16 protein-coding genes are annotated in these 16,707 nt (G+C 63.6%); 7 read left to right on the top strand and 9 right to left on the bottom strand.

What is annotated here, in order from left to right:
- Positions 1–32 precede the first annotated feature (32 nt).
- Positions 33–1,016 (top strand): NAD-dependent epimerase/dehydratase family protein, encoded by a 984-nt coding sequence (locus AC1DTQ_RS06640; protein WP_477848727.1) that lies wholly within the window; start codon positions 33–35, stop codon positions 1,014–1,016.
- A 40-nt stretch (positions 1,017–1,056) separates the two neighbouring features.
- Here the strand turns inward: AC1DTQ_RS06640 and AC1DTQ_RS06635 are convergent, their stop codons facing one another.
- Positions 1,057–3,339, bottom strand: a complete 2,283-nt coding sequence (locus tag AC1DTQ_RS06635) for a TonB-dependent receptor (RefSeq protein WP_477848726.1) — start codon at positions 3,337–3,339, stop codon at positions 1,057–1,059.
- 192 nt (positions 3,340–3,531) lie between these two features.
- Here AC1DTQ_RS06635 and AC1DTQ_RS06630 point away from each other — a divergent pair, with 192 nt between their 5' ends.
- Positions 3,532–4,068 (top strand): porin family protein, encoded by a 537-nt coding sequence (locus tag AC1DTQ_RS06630; protein WP_477848725.1) that lies wholly within the window; start codon positions 3,532–3,534, stop codon positions 4,066–4,068.
- A gap of 274 nt (positions 4,069–4,342) precedes the next feature.
- Here the strand turns inward: AC1DTQ_RS06630 and AC1DTQ_RS06625 are convergent, their stop codons facing one another.
- Positions 4,343–4,825 carry an Lrp/AsnC family transcriptional regulator gene (locus tag AC1DTQ_RS06625; protein ID WP_310092862.1) on the bottom strand — a complete coding sequence of 161 codons (483 nt, stop codon included), beginning with the start codon at positions 4,823–4,825 and terminating at the stop codon, positions 4,343–4,345.
- Between the two features lie 128 nt (positions 4,826–4,953).
- Here AC1DTQ_RS06625 and phhA point away from each other — a divergent pair, with 128 nt between their 5' ends.
- Positions 4,954–5,856: a phenylalanine 4-monooxygenase gene (gene phhA / locus AC1DTQ_RS06620; RefSeq protein WP_477848724.1), complete on the top strand. Its 903-nt coding sequence runs from the start codon at positions 4,954–4,956 to the stop codon at positions 5,854–5,856.
- A gap of 115 nt (positions 5,857–5,971) precedes the next feature.
- Positions 5,972–8,101, top strand: a complete 2,130-nt coding sequence (locus tag AC1DTQ_RS06615; RefSeq protein WP_477848723.1) for a TonB-dependent receptor family protein — start codon at positions 5,972–5,974, stop codon at positions 8,099–8,101.
- Between the two features lie 213 nt (positions 8,102–8,314).
- On the opposite strand, the gene AC1DTQ_RS06610 is transcribed toward AC1DTQ_RS06615, so the two are convergent.
- From AC1DTQ_RS06610 to AC1DTQ_RS06585, 6 genes are all read right to left on the bottom strand, one after another.
- Positions 8,315–9,013 carry a helix-turn-helix transcriptional regulator gene (locus AC1DTQ_RS06610; protein ID WP_477849149.1) on the bottom strand — a complete coding sequence of 233 codons (699 nt, stop codon included), beginning with the start codon at positions 9,011–9,013 and terminating at the stop codon, positions 8,315–8,317.
- A gap of 54 nt (positions 9,014–9,067) precedes the next feature.
- Entirely contained in the window at positions 9,068–9,790 is a 723-nt protein-coding gene (locus AC1DTQ_RS06605; protein ID WP_477848722.1) for an NIPSNAP family protein, read from the bottom strand.
- A complete protein-coding gene (locus tag AC1DTQ_RS06600; protein ID WP_477848721.1) occupies positions 9,787–10,146 on the bottom strand; it encodes an NIPSNAP family protein in 360 nt (119 codons plus the stop codon). The genes AC1DTQ_RS06605 and AC1DTQ_RS06600 overlap by 4 nt, the downstream gene beginning before the upstream one ends.
- Before the next feature lie 29 nt (positions 10,147–10,175).
- Positions 10,176–10,793 carry a hypothetical protein gene (locus tag AC1DTQ_RS06595; RefSeq protein ID WP_477848720.1) on the bottom strand — a complete coding sequence of 206 codons (618 nt, stop codon included), beginning with the start codon at positions 10,791–10,793 and terminating at the stop codon, positions 10,176–10,178.
- Between the two features lie 135 nt (positions 10,794–10,928).
- Positions 10,929–12,458: a carotenoid oxygenase family protein gene (locus AC1DTQ_RS06590; protein WP_477848719.1), complete on the bottom strand. Its 1,530-nt coding sequence runs from the start codon at positions 12,456–12,458 to the stop codon at positions 10,929–10,931.
- Positions 12,459–12,498: 40 nt separating this feature from the next.
- A complete protein-coding gene (locus tag AC1DTQ_RS06585; protein WP_477848718.1) occupies positions 12,499–12,942 on the bottom strand; it encodes a DUF2141 domain-containing protein in 444 nt (147 codons plus the stop codon).
- A gap of 23 nt (positions 12,943–12,965) precedes the next feature.
- On the opposite strand from AC1DTQ_RS06585, the gene AC1DTQ_RS06580 reads away from it, so the two are divergent.
- The 3 genes from AC1DTQ_RS06580 to AC1DTQ_RS06570 all read left to right on the top strand — a co-directional run bounded on the left by AC1DTQ_RS06580 (position 12,966) and on the right by AC1DTQ_RS06570 (position 15,700).
- Positions 12,966–14,201 (top strand): sensor histidine kinase, encoded by a 1,236-nt coding sequence (locus tag AC1DTQ_RS06580; protein WP_477848717.1) that lies wholly within the window; start codon positions 12,966–12,968, stop codon positions 14,199–14,201.
- Between the two features lie 26 nt (positions 14,202–14,227).
- Positions 14,228–14,866: a response regulator transcription factor gene (locus AC1DTQ_RS06575; protein ID WP_477849148.1), complete on the top strand. Its 639-nt coding sequence runs from the start codon at positions 14,228–14,230 to the stop codon at positions 14,864–14,866.
- A 138-nt stretch (positions 14,867–15,004) separates the two neighbouring features.
- Positions 15,005–15,700 (top strand): 2OG-Fe(II) oxygenase, encoded by a 696-nt coding sequence (locus AC1DTQ_RS06570; protein WP_477848716.1) that lies wholly within the window; start codon positions 15,005–15,007, stop codon positions 15,698–15,700.
- On the opposite strand, the gene AC1DTQ_RS06565 is transcribed toward AC1DTQ_RS06570, so the two are convergent.
- Positions 15,682–16,389 (bottom strand): response regulator transcription factor, encoded by a 708-nt coding sequence (locus AC1DTQ_RS06565; RefSeq protein WP_477848715.1) that lies wholly within the window; start codon positions 16,387–16,389, stop codon positions 15,682–15,684. The genes AC1DTQ_RS06570 and AC1DTQ_RS06565 overlap by 19 nt on opposite strands.
- Between the last annotated feature and the right edge of the window lie 318 nt (positions 16,390–16,707).

The following is a 16,707-nucleotide window of genomic DNA, read 5'->3' as shown; positions in this document are numbered from 1 at the left end:
TAATCGCCGTTTCCTGATTGCAGGCATACGGCATGCGGATACTGGTCACCGGCAGCGCGGGACACCTGGGCGAAGGGCTGATGCGCACGTTGCGCGCGCAAGGCCGCGACGCCGTCGGCATCGATATCTCGCCCTCTTCGCATACCGATTTCGTCGGCTCCATCGCCGACCGCGATTTCGTCGACCGTTGCATGCGCGGCATCGGCGCGGTTTTGCATTCGGCCACGCTGCACAAACCGCACGTGGCCACGCACACGCGCCAGGACTTCGTGGACACCAACATCACCGGGACGCTCAATTTGCTGGAAGCGGCGAAGCGCAATGGCGTGCGCGCTTTCGTGTTCACCAGCACCACCAGCCTCTATGGCGACGCGCTGGTGCCACCGCCGGGCGCGCCTTCGGCATGGATCACCGAGGACGTGGTGCCGGTGCCGAAGAACATTTACGGGGCGACCAAGATCGCAGCCGAGAATCTGTGCCAGCTGTTCCACCGCAACGAACGGCTGCCCTGCGTGGTGCTGCGCGCTGCGCGCTTCTTTCCGGAGACCGACGACCGCAGGCAGGTGCGCGAGAGTTTCGCCGACGCCAACATCAAGGCCAACGAGTTCCTGTACCGGCGCGCGGATCTGCAAGACGTGGTCGACGCGCACCTCTGCGCGATGGAGCGCGCGGCCGAAATAGGCTTCGGGCGTTTCATCGTCAGCGCGACAACGCCTTTCGGTCCCGAGGACCAGCAACCGCTGCACGACGATGCGCCGTCCGTGGTAGCGCGGCATTTTCCCGGTTACGAAACCGAATACGCGCGCCGCGGATGGCGCATGTTCGCGGGTATCGAGCGCGTGTACGTCAACGCGGCCGCTCGGCAGGCGCTGGGATGGAAACCTAATTACGATTTCGCCCGCATCTTGGAATGCTTGCGCACCGGCGAAGATCCGCGCAGCCCGCTCGCCATCGAAGTCGGCACGAAGGGCTACCACGAGCGGAGCTTCGAGGACGGGCCCTACCCGGTGGAATGAGCGGCCTGCCCCTGGCGGGACAGGCCGCGGTTTTGCCGCATCAGAACTTGGCGTTGAACTCCACGCCCACCGTGCGCGGCTCGTTGATGAAGCCGGTGAGGTTGTTGAAGTCGATACCGCCGACGATGCGGGTCTGGTCGGTGATGTTGCGGCCGAACAACGCCACGCCGTAATCGCCCTGGTTCCAGTTGTAGCCGACGCGCAGGCCGCCTTCGAGCGAGGACTTGCCGGTGAACTCGATAGAATCGTAGAGGAAGAAGTTCACCTCACTACGGTAGGCCCAATCGGTAAACACGTAGAACTCGCCGCCCTCGCCCACCGGCATGGCCCAGCGCGCGGTCACGTTGTGCACCCACTTGGGCGCCTGCGGCAGCGAGTTGCCGTCGATCAGCGCAAGACCGCCGCCATTCAACGGATCGGTTACGGTGCAGGCCGCACAGACGGCGACCGCCAGATCGGCATCCTTGATCTCCGTGTCGTTGTAGCTGCTGCCCAACGTGACCAGCAGGTTGTCGGTGACGTAGGCCTGCAGGTCCAGCTCGAAACCCTTGCCTACCGACTCTTCCGCGTTCAGCAGGATGTTGGCGTTGGCAGCGCCGCCCACGGCGGTGAGCTGCTGGTCCTTGATCTTGTAGAAGAAGACACCGGCACTGAGGCGCGCGCGCTTGTCGAACAGGTCGGCCTTCACTCCGGTTTCGAACGACGTCACCGTCTCCGGGTCGGCCACCGACTTGGCGTTGAAGGCGCCTGCGGCCTGGATGCTGCTGCCGCGAAAACCAGTGGCCGCGCGCGCATAGACGTTCACGTCTTCGTTGACCGCATAGGTGGCCGACAGGTCCCAGCTGACCTTCTTGTCCTCGGGCGAAGCCGACAGATCGCCGTCCGGTTCCAATGCCGCCAGTTGGGTCAGCGTGCATTTGCCCTGCAGTACGCACGGCACGAAACCGGTGTTCCAGTAATCCTCGACGGTCAGATCCTTCTCATCCACGGTGTAGCGCAGGCCGCCGCGCAGTTCGAGCTTGTCGGTCGCCTGCCAGGTCACCGCGCCGAACACCGCCCAGGCATCGTTGGTCTGGCGGATGCGTTCGTAACCGTCCTGCGCGCTGCCGGCCAGCGTGTCGTAGCTGAAGCTTTCGACCTTGTAGTCTTCCTTGAAGTAGAACAAGCCGGCCTGCCAGTTCACCTTGCCGGCGTAATCGGACTCGATGCGGAATTCCTGCGTCCACTGCGAATGGTCGGGGATGCCGTCGGCCGTTTCGGACGCGAACGGAAGTTCCGGGGTGAAGTAAGGTCCGGAACCGCCATCGATGTCGCCACGATTGATCGTCTCGACGCTTTCGTAGCCGGTGATCGAGTACAGGTTGTAGTCGCCCAGGTCCCAGCGCAGTCGCGCGCTGGCGCCTTGCGATTCGAGCTCGGAGTAGTTCAGGCCGTCCTGCGACACCTTGTCCACATCGAAGCCATCGACCAGGTTGTTGGTGCCCGGTTCGATGATGTTGGCGCGGAACAGGCGCGCGGTGCCGTTCAATTTTCGGGCATGCGCGTTGAACAGCGCTTCGAAGGTGTCGCCTTCGTAGAGGAACTGTACGCGGCCTGCGGACTCGTCATAGCCTTCGTAGCCATCGTTCGGACCCGGATAAGTGTTTTCCACCCAATCGTCGCGGCGCTGGTACAGCAGTGCGGCGCGCGCCGACCAGCGTTCGCTCAATGCCCCGCCCATGGCGCCTTCCACATTCCACATGTTGTCGCTGCCGTAGCCGACCTTGGCGTAACCCGTGGTTTCCTGCGACGGCTTGGCGGACTCGAACTTGACCACGCCCGCCGGTGTGTTGCGGCCGAACAGCGAACCCTGCGGTCCGCGCAGCACTTCGACTTGTTCCAGATCGAACAACGGGAAGCCCTTCAAAATCGGGTTTTCCTGAACCACGTCGTCGTACACCAGCGACACCGGTTGCGAGGTGTTGAGGCGGAAGTCGGTGTTGCCATAACCGCGGATATAGAAACGCGGGAAGGCGCGACCGAAGGAGGATTCGATATTGAGGCTGGGCACACGTCCGGACAGGAAGCGGATGTCGGTGCCGCCCGAGGCCAGCACGTTCAGCTGTTCGCCGCTGACGGTGCTGATGGACACGGGCACATCCTGGATGTTCTCGACGCGACGCTGTGCGGTGACTTCGACCGCGTCCAGCGTGGTGGCTTCGCTGCTGGCCGGGACTGCCGGCGTGGCGGTGTCCTGGGCGTAAACGGTGCCGAACGGCAACAGGGCGGCAATGGCGAGGGCGAGTCGATGCGGACGCACGGACGAGGAGCGGCTAGAGGGCATGTTGGCTTCCGGAGGGTGGTGGAAGGAGGCGGGCGTTTAGCACCTGCATGTTGCAGGACAGCAACAGACGAGGCAATGGACTCAGGCCCCATTTAGCCTAACTCTTTAACGAATATTTGACAAAAAGGGGCGTGCGGATAATCCTGCCGGCCGCCCAATGACGGGTGGAACTTCAAAATAGGGAATATCTTGATGAACAAGTCTGTATTGCTAGCCTCCGCTATGGTCCTGGCCGGTCTGTCTTCTTCCGCCGCGGCCGCCGAAGGCTGGTACGTGCGCGGCGAAGCCGGCACCACCACCCTCGAAATCGACGGTTCTGAAGGCGACGACGACACCTTCAGCGCACGCGGCGGCTACTTCTTCACCCCGAACGTGGCGGTGGAAGGTTTCTACACCAACTACGGCGACGACTCCGGCGACGGCGTTTCGATTAAGGCTTCCGGCTACGGCGTGGGCCTGGTCGGCAAGAAGAATTTCGGTCCCGATGCGCACACCGGTTTCTTCATCAGTGGCCGCGTCGGCGCGGTGCATATCGAAACCAAGCTGGGCGTCGATGGCGTGGGCAACGCCAAGGACACCTCCACCGAAGGCTACGTCGGCGTGGGCGCGGGTTACGACTTCACCAACAATTTCGGCCTGAGCCTGAACTACGACTACGCACAGGCGGACATCTTCGATGTCGACGCCAAGCTCAAGACCGCGACGCTCGGCTTCGAGTACCGCTTCTGATCTTCGCAGTTCCCGCGATACCAAACGGCCATCTTCGGATGGCCGTTTTTTTGGCGCACGGGCCTCCCCCTTTGCAGCGCTTTTCAACAGCCGAATGGCTGGTCAAAAGGGGGATCGAGGGGGATTTGCTTTTGATTTTGATCTTGGTTTCTTCATCTTCAAAAAAGCAAAACAGCAAGATCAAGAGCAAATCCCCCGTAGCCCCCTTTGTTAAAGGGGGCAAGCAATAGCAAGAGCAAAAACGGAGCGCAGACAAGGGCGCTCCTTCGGTTCGCTACCCCAAATGCCCAAGCGGCAACGCGCGCGTCTGCTTCACCGTGCGCAGGACGAAACTGGAATTCACATCGGCCACACCGGTGGCGTTGATCAGTTTGTCCAGCAGGAAGCGGGAGAAATGCTCCAGGTCCTGCACGACCACCTGCAACAGGTAATCCATGTCGCCGGTGAGTGCATGGCAGGCGACCACTTCATCCCAATCGTTTACGCCCTCGATAAACCGATCCAGTCCCAGCTGGCCATGCTTCTCCAGCTGCACCCGCACGAAGGCCTGCAGACCCAGGCCGACCCGCTTGGGATCGACCATGGCCGCGTAACCGCGGATCACACCCGAGGATTCCAGCCGCTGGATCCTGCGCAGGCAGGCCGAGGGAGACAGGTTCACCTGCGCGGCGATATCGGCATTGGTGGCGCGCCCGTCCTGCTGCAGGAGCGCGAGCAGGCGCAGGTCGATGCGGTCCAGAGAGACGGATTCGGCCATTTCATGCTCAATTTCTTGGTTTCAAGCAAGAATATTGCGCTGTTCCAGTGGATCTTTGCAACTTCGCAACCCTGTTGCGCGGTTGCGGCGCTAACATCGAACGCCGCTTCAACCTCCTCGGAGAACCCATGAACGAGCCACGCCGCGTCGAGTCCAAGCCTGTCGAGGGCCGCCAGACCGACAAGGGCTATGTGCCGGTCTACACCACCGCCGTGGTGGAACAGCCGTGGGAGGACTACAAGGCCGAGGACCATGCCACCTGGGGTGCGCTGTACCAGCGCCAGCGCGAACTGCTGGTGGGCCGGGCCAGCGATGAATTCCTGCAGGCCCAGGACGAGATGGGCATGACTCCGCATGCGATCCCGCGCTTCGACCAGTTGAATGAAGTGCTGGGCGCGGCCACCGGCTGGACCCTGATCGGGGTAGAAGGCCTGCTGCCGGAGTTGGATTTCTTCGACCATCTGGCTAACCGCCGCTTCCCGGTGACCTGGTGGATACGCCGCCCGGAGCAGATCGATTACATCGCCGAACCCGATCTCTTCCACGATCTGTTCGGCCACGTGCCGCTACTGATGAACCCGCTGTTCGCCGACTACATGCAGGCCTACGGCCGCGGTGGGGTGAAGGCGCACGGTATCGGCGCCGAGGCGTTGGTCAATCTCACCCGTCTGTACTGGTATACGGTGGAGTTCGGCCTGATCAACACGCCGCGGGGTCTGCGCATCTATGGGAGCGGCATCGTCTCGTCGAAGGGCGAATCGCTTTACTCGCTGGAATCGGACGCGCCCAACCGCATCGGCTTCGACCTGGAGCGGGTGATGCGCACGCGCTACCGCATCGATACGTTTCAGAAGACCTACTTCGTCATCGACAGCTTCGAGCAGCTGATCGCTGCGACTGAGCCGGACTTCACGCCGATCTATGCGCGATTGGCGAAGGGCGAAGCGTACCCGGCAGGCAAAGTGCTGGAAACCGATCAGGTATTCACTCGCGGCACGGGCGAGGGTTGGGCCATGGACGCCGACGTTTAAGTCCTTGTAGAGGCTTGCTGCGTCCGGCCAAACCGGTCGCCATGAAAAATAGGTCGTCACTCCGGCGAATGCCGGGATGACGACCCTTTGTTAAGAGATGCGCGATCATTGGCGCATGACTCCGAAACAATCCGCCCCCCTGACCCTGCTCGCCTTGCTCGCCTGCAGTGCGAGCGCCTACGCGCAATCGCCCGACAGCGACCCGGTCACCCTCGACCGCATCCGCGTGCAGGCCACACGCCTGATCGGCGTCGACGATTTCGACACGCCGGCGTCGGTGAATACCGTGGAGCTGCGCGACGACGACAACGGCAACGCCGTCAACGTTTCCGATGCATTGGGCGGCGTTCCCGGACTGCTGGCTCGCGACCGCCAGAATTACGCCCAGGACACGCAGCTCTCGATCCGCGGCTTCGGCGCGCGCTCGACCTTTGGCGTACGCGGCGTGCGCCTGTTCTCCGATGGCATTCCCGCCTCCATGCCGGACGGACAAGGCCAGCTTTCGCATTTCAACGTGCTGGGTGGCGAACGCATCGAAATCATGCGCGGCCCGTTTTCGGCGCTATACGGAAATTCATCGGGCGGCGTGGTGCAGTTGTGGAGCGCCGAAGGTAAGCAAGGCAACCCTTGGCGGATCCGCGCCACCGCCGGCAACGATGACGCCTACACGCTTGGCGCGCAGTTGCGAGGGGCCAACGGCGATCTGGGCTACAACATTGCCGCCTCGCATTTCGATACTCAGGGTTATCGCGACCACAGCGCGGCGCAGCGCGATTCGCTCAACGCGCGCTTCGATTTCCGCCTGGATCCTTCGCGCAAATTGACCCTGGTGTTGAACCATATCGACCTGCCCGATGCCGACGATCCGCTGGGACTGACGCGTGCGCAGTACCGGGCCGATCCGCGCCAGGCCACCTCGGTCGCCACCCAGTTCGATACGCGCAAATCGGTGCGCCAGAGCCAGGGCGGCCTGACCTACGAACAGCAAGTGGGCGACGCGCAGAGCTGGCGCGCGATGGTCTATGCGGGACGACGCGCGGTGGAGCAATTCCTGGCTTTACCGGTCGCCGCGCAAGCCAATCCGCTCAACGCTGGCGGCGTGATCGACCTGGACAGCGATTACGGCGGCGCCGATCTACGCTGGAGCTGGCGTGGCGAATTGGCGTCGAAGCCATTCGAGTTCACCGCTGGTGCCAATGTCGACCGGCAGGACCAGGCGCGCCGCGGCTACGAGAATTTCATCGGCGGCACGCTGGGCGTCAAGGGTGCGCTGCGGCGCGATGAGAGCAATCGCGTGCGCAACGTGGACCAGTTCGCGCAGGCATGGTGGCGGTTCGCGCCGCGCTGGTCGCTGCTGGCCGGGGTGCGCCATAGCGAGGTGGAATTCGACGCCCACGATCATTACGTCACCGCGAACAATCCCGACGACAGCGGCAGCGTCCGCTATCGCGACACCACGCCGGTGGCCGGGTTGATGTTCGCGCCGGGCGAAGCTCTGCGCGTCTATGTGTCGGCGGGCCGCGGTTTCGAGACGCCGACCTTCAACGAACTGGGATACCGCGCCGACGGCGGCGCGGGCTTGGCCTTCGATCTGCAACCGGCGATCAGCCGCAACCTCGAGCTGGGAATGAAATGGCGTGGCGAGGGCGACGCGCGCCTGGAAGCCGCGCTGTTCCGCGCCGACACCGACGACGAGCTGGCGGTGGTGCGCAACGTCGGCGGACGCAGCAGTTTTCGCAATGTGGGTCGGGCGCGGCGGCAGGGATTCGAGACGTCGTTCGAGACCGCGTTATCCGATCGATGGCGCCTGCAGCTGGCCTATACCTGGCTGGACGCGACTTTCCGCAGCGCCTACCTGGTCTGCACTGGCGCCGGCTGCACCGTGCCGGCGACGCCAGTGGCGGCCGGTTCGCGCATTCCCGGCGTCGCGCGCCAGCAGTTCTTCGGTCGCCTGCAGTGGCGCTGGAGCGCGTGGAGCGCGGCGGCGGAAGCCGAAGGGGTGAGCGAAGTGGTGGTCAACGACGTGGCCAGCGAGTCGGCACCGGGCTATTTCCTGCTGCATCTGGAGGCGGCGCGCGAATGGAGTTTCAGCGCGGGCGGGTTGCGGGCCTTCGCCCGCATCGACAATGCGCTGGATCGGAACTACATCGGTTCGGTGATCGTCAACGAAGGCAATGGACGCTTCTACGAGCCCGGACCCGGCCGCACGTTCCTGGTCGGCGCGCAGTGGACGTGGTCGCATTGAGATTGCTTTACCCCCTTTGTCAAAGGGGGCTACGGGGGATTTGCCCTTGATCTTGATCTTGCTTTGTGAAAGTGAAGAAACAAGACAAGAGCAAAGCAATTCCCCCTCAATCCCCCTTTTGACCAGCCATTCGGCTGTTGAAAAGCGCTGCAAAAGGGGAGGCAAAGAACGCTCTGCGCCAGCACTGCTATAGCTGCCGAGGTATCCCGACAATCACGCCCCGTTCCGCATCGGATTACCGACGGCTTGCAGATACGCATCCAGATCGCGGCCGGTGATCTCGACGAATAGTTCTCCCGTCGCCTCGACGCCGACGATCCTGTCCGGGCGGAAATTACGGAAGTCCGCGCGTAACCGGCACCAGGCGCCCAAGGTCCAGCTTCCGCCCCAGAACGTCAGGCACAGAGGTTCCACTTCGCGCAGGGTTTCGCTGCCCGACGGATCGCAGTACCGCAAATGCAGCACCCGGCAGGTTCCGATCGCCTCGTGCAAGCGGTCGATCATGCCGTTGGCCTCGACGCGGTTGTCCAGCTCCGGCGCGAAGATACGGGTGCGGTGCGACCGTTCGCGCAAATCCGGCGGCAACACCGCTTCGATCTTCAGTAAGGCGGCACTGGCGCCCAGACCCAGGCGCTTGCCGCCGAATGCGCGGACGAAGCGCGTGCCCACCACCAATGCTTCCAGTTCCTCGGCGTTGAACATCAGCGGCGGGATATCCGAACCCTTGCGCAGCACGTAACCGACTCCGGCCTCGCCTTCGATCGGCACTCCGGACTGTTGCAGGTCGGCGACGTCGCGGTAGATGGTGCGCAGGGAAACATGCAGAGTCTCCGCCAGGGCCTGCGCGGTCATCGCCGAACGGCGGCCGCGTAGGGCGTGGACGATCAAGAACAGGCGGTCGGCGCGGCGCATCCGCGCATCATCGCGCGTGCGCGCCATGCCGTGCAAAGGTCGGTGGTCATGGTTTCAGCTACGCAGCCACGAACGCGTTGTCGGCTGCAGCTTCAGCACTTCCGGAGGGCGCGGCGCCAGACGCGCCCACGCGGCCGAGACCTGCGGCCACTGCGCGAGCTGTTCCACGTGCCGTCGGTGCGCGGCCTCGTCGGCGTGGCGCGAGAACCACAACAGCACATGCTCATCGGCACGTACCGGCAAGGCCGGATAAGTGTTGTCGGCGTATTCGGTGACGAAGCTCGCCAGCACCGGTGCGCCCATGCGCGACCAGACCGCCACCATCACCAGCGCGAAGAAGGACAGCGCCTCGTCGCTGATCGGCGCATCGAAATACTGCACGGTGGCGAAAATGCGTCCCTCGCCCTGTGCGTTCACCGACGACGACAAGTCGAAGTTGGAGCCCGGATACGCCGGCCGCAGCAGCAGCACGTTGTCCGAATCGATCATGGTGTCGTTGGCGGCGGCACGATGCGCCTGCCATACCGGCCCACCGTAGAAATCGGCCAGCGCGCGTTTTCGCGCGGCCATGTCGGCGAAGCCGCGCAGCCACACGAAACGGTCCGGATCGTCCAGGTCGTGGAACTGGCCGATGATGCGCATGCCGGCGGCTTGCTGGCCTGCGAGCAGTTCGCTTTCGAACAATTCGACCAGCTCGTCGCGGCGACCGGGTTTCAGGGTGTACTGGCGCAGTTCGATGACGTCTTCGCTGATGGCGTTCGCTGTATTTGTATTCATGCTTGTTCCTCTTCTCCTTGTTTCATTTCGCCACGCAGCCCCGCGATGGTGGCCGGGTCCAGTTCCAGCACCACCGAGGTGAAGTTCTCGATCAGTTCGAGCACGGAATTGCGTGGTCCCAATTTCCATTCATCGCTCCCATAGAACGCGTCTTGGCGTTGTTGCCTGTCTTCGAGGCTGGCGTAGGCACGGATCAGGAAGTAACTATCCTGGTCGTGCTCGGAAGGCCCATGGCGAACCACCTCGGTGCCCCAGCGCGCCAGCATCGGCATCACCGTCTCGGTAGCGGTCCGGCCGAAGCGCTCGCGCGATCCCGGTTTGAGGTTGTAGCTGCGGATTTCCACCGTTTGTTTCATGCTGGTTCCTTCCGGTTTGCCGAAGTGGATCAATCGTCGCAACGGGTCATGTACATATGCCAGTTGGTTTCCCAGCTGCGCCCGTCGTCGGTCGAGAATGCCTGTTGCCAGTGCGCGCCGTACGCGGTGATGTCCGACCACAGGAAGCGCACCCGCACCGGCTGGCCCTGATGCCGGCCGTCGCCGAAGAAGACGCCTACGCCGTCGTCGAAGCGGCCCACCACCGGCGGTTCCAGCACACCGCTGCGGTTGCCCGCCCAGTAGATGCTCCATTGCCGTGTTTGCGGATCGAACAGGCGCAAAGTCATGCCGCGGAAACCATCGCCCCAGTTGGTCACGAAGTCATCGAGATTGCCGAGGCCACCCAAGATCGGGCGGCATTCCTGTATGGCTTCGAAGGTTTCCCATTCGTCGCGGCCGCGCAGTCGTTCGCGCAAGCGTTCGTTCCGCACCTGCCAGCGGCCATGATAGAAATCGAAATCGTGCCGGCCGTCGTCGGCAATCATGTCAGCTGCGGTTTGCGGCCGGGCGATACCGTTGCCGTAGATGAGCTGATCACCACAAACGACGCTGCGGTTCACCCGATCCAGCCAGGCGTGCCACAACCGGGGAACCAGGCCATCGGATCGAATTGCGTGCTGTTGCATGATCTGTCCGCGCCGCGTGCCGATCGCACGCCGCTAGCTTGCGCGTCCGCTGCTGACAGCCTGTTGTCAGCAGTCTCGATCTATTTCGTGCCTTGCACAGGATTTGCTTGCCACAGCGAAGGGTTTGCCCTGCCCTCAGCCGGCTGCGAAGTGCCCGTGGAAACCCAGCGGGAACGAGTACGGCAACCACGCCTGCGCCAGCGGACCTTCGCTGACGCGTTCGGCATCCAGCACCGCGATGCCGCTGCGTCCGCGCGCGCTGTCCAGCAGGGTGCCGACCAACCAGCCATCGCCGGCCCGCGAGCTGCCGGACCGGGGCACGAACACATGTTCTTCGGCCAATATGTCGCGGCCATAACGATGCACCTGGCGTTTGCCGCGACGTACCTCCAGGGATGCGACCGCGTTGAAGTAAGGCGCGCTAGCTTCCCCTTCGTTAGTGGGTGCGTAAAGCACCGCCGCTCTGTCCCCTCGCGTGCGCGGATCGAACAACGGGAACTCGATGCCGTCGAACCCGGTTTCTTCCCAGCGAGCGGTGCCGCTGCGCAGATCCACGCGCAGCTCGCGCAAGCGTCCCTGCCCGCCGTGTGCTCCCGCATGTCCGTTCATCGCGTCGCGCATGGGGGAACGCGCTTCTTCGATATCCGGGTGCTGCACGGCGCGCATCACGATCTCCCCGTTGCGCTCGTAAGCGTCGCCGAAGTGGTAGATCGCCGCGAATTCGGCTTCGAACCAGCGTGCGACGGTGGGCGTGTGTTTGGCGATCACACCCACGCGCAGCGCCTGCTGATCCTGGAAGCGCAGGCGGCGGAAAAACGCGCCCTGCCCCTCCGCGAAAGCGAAGGGAATCAAAGTGAAGACCAGATGTTGGTCGGTCATGGCGAAGCTGTGCAGGTAGCCGCGTACCGGCGTCTCGATGATATCGGCCGAGATCAATTTGCCGTCCGCACCGATGTGCCAGACCAACAGCCCGGCGCCGCCCATCAGCGCGACGGAACCGAAATTCCACACCGAACCGTCGCGGTCGACCAGCGGATGCGCCGAAAACGGCAGTGAAGCCAGATCCTGACGCCAAGTCACCGGACCCAAGGTGTCCAACTGATCGGGATCCAGTTCGAAAGCGGAGCCGGCCTCGCACAGGGCGAACAGACGACCATCGATCGTCATCGCCGAAGTGTTGGCGGTATTGGCATCGTCGTTGTTGCGTACCGCTTGCGTGTCCGGAACCGTGGTGCCGGCGGTCGGATACAGGAAGCGACCGGCTCTCCGCTCGCGGGTGAACTTGGGCGTTGCCACCATGCGCCCGCGATGGATGACGCGGCCTTCGTCGAAACGCCATCCGTGCACCATGCCGTCGCCGTCGAACCAATGCTCGTAGCGGAAGCCAGCGCGTTCGGTCCAGGCCGGACCATTGCGGTACAAAGTACCGGCGAAGCCCTCCGGCAGGCGGCCTTCCAATTCGATCGCGGTGGGCCCCAGGGATTCGGCGCCGACGCTGCGCCAACCCGCGAGCCATGGACGTTCCTGGAGTCCGCGCGCGAATTCGGCCGGATCGCCGGCCAGCGCTGTCTCGCTGTGTAGCAGCGAAGGGGCGATCGCCAGCGCGGTGGCGCCGGACAACAGGTTGCGCAGGAAACGGCGGCGGCTGTTGGCACTAGTGTTCATGGCGATGCTCCTGGCGTGATGGCGGCTGGCGTGGTGCGTCTCAGCGCAGGTCGATGTCGATGGCCGCGCCGGTGGCGGTGACGTCGAAGCGCGCTTCGTCCCAGGTCGGCTTGCGCATCACCTGCGGGTTATTGCTGAAGCCGTAGCCTTCCAGCGGCATGCCCACGACATTGGTGTCCAGCTTGCCGTTGCCGTTTTCGTCGTGGGTGATCATCACTGCGTAGCTGCCAGGCTTGAGATCCTTGAAGAGGAAGGTCGCCTCTTCAGTCTGCGCAGGAGCTCCATCGGCCTGTACCGGCGCGGCCTTGCCGTCCCAAGCCTGTTGCGAATCGACCACCGCCGCCTTGATCAGGCCGGTCTGCGCGCGTACGCCATGCAGCTTGACGGTGAGATCGCCGGCGAAGGCGGGGCCACTCACCAGCAGAGCGAGTCCTATCGCGGTGTGGACGAGCGAGGCGATGCGCGGGGTGGGGATGCGGGTCATGTCGATTTCCTCTGGCGGGTGGGATGGCGTGGTCAGTGTGCGATCGGGCCACAGACGGATCAGTTGCCGTTGGTCATCGATCGAGGGTGCCGGAAGTCACTTCCTGCACCGGACGCATTGCCAGCGCGCGAGGCAACCCGCAGCATGGCGACATGCACGAATTCTTCCGCGAGCTGCGCCAACCGATGAATCTGGCCGGGTTGTTCACCCTGGCCGCGGTCGGGTTGTCGCTGCGCTTCCTGCCGCTGCCGCAGCTCATCGTCGCCGCCGCGCTGCTGGCGGCCTTCAGCGCGCTGTTTGTGGTGATCAGCGCCGGATCGGAACACTGGCGGCGCACGCGCGTGGTTTCGCTGCTGCTGATGCCGGCGGTGGCGTTGACGCTGACCTGGTACACGCCGCGGCTGGGGACCGCGCAGGTGCTGCTGGTCGTGTGGACCGCAGTGGCCTTCAGTGTCTGGCTGCCGAAGCTGGCCGCCACGGTCGTGCTGCTGGCGGACGTGGTGTTCTATCTGCTGCTGCTGCAGGCGGAGTTGAATTCGCCGTTGACCATGGTGCTGATCAATCTTGGCTTCCAGGCCCTGGCCGGACTGTGCGTGTACTACGCTCGCAATGCCGAACTGACGCGCGATCAGCTGGCCCTGGTCAACGCCGATCTGCTCGCCACCCGCGCCCTGCTGGCCGACAGCGCGCGCGACTCCGAACGTCTGCGTGTAGCGCGCGAACTGCACGACGTCGCCGGACACAAACTGACCGCGATGAAACTCAATCTGCGCGCGCTAGCCGCCGAACCCGATCTGGCCGGGCGCGAAGAAGTGCGCACTGCGCAACAGCTGGCGTCCGAGCTGCTGGACGACATCCGCAACGTGGTCCAGGCCTTGCGCGATTCCCGCGGGTTGGATCTGCATACCGCGTTGCGCGCGCTGGCCGCACCTTTGCCCAAACCGGTCTTGAGGTTGCATATCGACGAACAAGTGAAAATCGCCGACCCGGTGCAAGCCGAGACGATCTTGCGGCTGGTCCAGGAAGCGCTGACCAATAGCGCGCGCCACGCCGACGCCGACATGCTGTCGGTCAATGTGAGCCGCGAGGGCAATGACGTGCTGCTGCGTATCGAAGACGATGGCCGTCTGCAAGGGCGGCTGCGCGAAGGTAACGGTATCGCCGGCATGCGTGAGCGTATCGACGCCGTGAGGGGTTCGTTGCGGCTGGAAACCACGCCGCAAGGTGGCTTGCGCATCGAAGCGAGGTTGCCAGCATGAGCACGCCGTCGAAGAGCACGCAGCCGATGAGCGCGCCTTCGTTGCGCGTCGCCCTGGCCGACGATCAAGCGCTGGTGCGCGGCGGCTTGCGCGCCCTACTCGAACACCAGGGCATCGTGGTGGTTTTCGAGGCCCTCGACGGCGGCGATCTGTTGGACAAACTGGTACGCGAATCCGTCGACGTGGTGCTCAGCGATATCCGCATGCCCGGCGTGGACGGCATCGACGCTCTGCTGCGCCTGCGCGAGCGCGGCGACCACACGCCGGTGTTGCTGCTAACCACCTTCGACGACAGCGACCTGCTGCTGCGGGCGACCGATGCGGGAGCGCAGGGTTTCCTGCTGAAGGACGCCGCGCCGGAAGACCTGCGCGACGCCATCGTGCGGGTGGCTGCGGGCGAGACCCTGCTGCAGCCTGTGAGCACCGACCCGGTACGCGCACGCTTCCGCTTCCGCGACGAATCCGCGCCCACCGAAACTTTTGGCACCCGTGAGGTGGCGATCCTACGCTTGCTGGCCGGCGGCTATTCCAATAAGGAAATCGCGCGCAGCCTGTTCCTGGCCGAGGGCACGGTTAAGAACTACGTTTCCACCATTCTGGACAAGCTGGGCACCCGCGACCGTACCCGCGCGGTGTTGAAGGCGATCACGCTGCGGATAATCTGAAGTAGATGCGACCGCGTGGGAGCGGCGTCCCGCCGCGAGCCCTTGTTAGAACACAGGCAACAGCTCGCGGCGGAACGCCGCTGCCACCGATTCCGCGATACAGTTGCGCGCAGGTCTTTCCAGAACTCCTGCACGCACATGGATTTCATCGAAGTCATAGACGACGCTGTCGACCGCGACACCTGCGCGGCGATCGTGTCGCGCCTGCGCGGCAGCGAAGGACTGCAACCGGGCCGGGTGGGCGGAGGCGTACACCCGGAACTCAAACATAGTCGCGACCTGCGCATCAGCGGAAATCCAAACTGGGCCGAAGTGGATGCGCGTCTGCAGCAGGCCGTGTTCGCCGGGGTGCTGGCGTATCTGCGGAAATACCCGCAAGCGCTGATCTCGCCGCTGATGCTGCAACAACCGGATCCCCGCGGGGGCTTGCGCCGCCTGCAAGCCGAGGATTTCGCTGCGATGGACGACAAGGCAATCGCCGAATTGGCGCGCGTCTGCCTGCGCCCGGGCGCGATCAACCTGCAATGGTATTCGGCGGGCGAAGGCGGTTATCCGTACTGGCATTGCGAGCTGTATCCGCGCGATGCCAGTGCCGAAACCCTACACCGGCATCTGCTATGGACGTTGTATCTCAACGACGGGTTCGAGGAAGGCGAAACCGAATTCCTGTTCCAACAACGCAAGGTGACACCGCGCACCGGCAGCCTGCTGATCGCGCCCACCGCCTTCACCCACACCCATCGCGGCAACCGCCCGCAGAATGGCGACAAGTTCATCGCTACCAGCTGGATCCTGTTCCAGTCGGCGGAGAAACTCTACGCTGAGATCCGATAGCCGCAACAACGATGGGTGTGAATCAGCGGCCGTTCGAACGGCTTGTCCACGATCCCGCGCAGTACATAGATATGCGCGCGCACCTTGGCGTCGGACTGGTGGTCATAATCGCCGCCCCACAGCCGTTCGTGCAGACGGCGTCGGGTCACCAGGTTGGGAGTGGCCTCCAGGAGCAGGCGCAGGATCCGCATGCCGGTGCGGGTGACGGCCAGGCGTTGGCCTTCGCGGTGGGCCTCCAGAGTAGTGAGATCGAGCTCCAGCGTGTGGACCCGCAGGGTCGTCGTGGAGGACGTCGCGCGGGTCCGCCGCAGCAATGCATGCAGGCGCGCCTCCACCTCCTCGCGGGCGAAAGGCCGTGCCATATAGGCATCGGCGCCCGCACGGAAGGCCGCTATCGTCGCTTCGGTGCTTTCGCCCAACATGACCAGAGGAACATCGTAATGTGGATTGTCGCGCATCGTCTCGCAGAGCTGGAAACCGTCCAGCGCTCCACGGACGTGCGTGCAAATGACCACTGCATCGAAGCGGTGTTCTGCCGCCAACCGCAGGCCAAGCCTGCCGCTGGCGGCGTAATCCACTTGATGTCCGCTAAGTTCGAGCAGGCCGGCGACTTCCTCTGCGAAAGAACTTGTTCCGCCGATGAGCAGCAGTTGCAGCGATCTTGCCGATTCGCGTTTTTGAGAAACCATGCATGGAACAGCGTTGCCTGCGGAGGCGGCCGACTATAAAGGCAATCTTTCCCGCTGACCTCTCACAATTGCAGTACTGATATGTCACATTTCCGGAAGCTTGAAGCCACACGAATTGGTGATCGTTCTGCCCGCCTAAGTGACCGCTTAATGTGAGTTCTCATTCGGGTGGTTTCGGTCCAAATAGAGATAAAAAGCCTCGTCATCCCAGCGAAAGCTGGGATCCATTTTGCTTTTGCTTTATGCACTAGTCGAAGATCAAGATGGATCCCAGCTTTCGCTGGGATGACGAACTTCGTGTAGGCCTGAATAGATAGG

Source organism: Pseudoxanthomonas sp. P4_B2 (assembly GCF_056402315.1).
The sequence above is the reverse complement of the archived record's forward strand: the minus strand, read 5'-3'. Positions and strand labels throughout refer to the sequence as shown.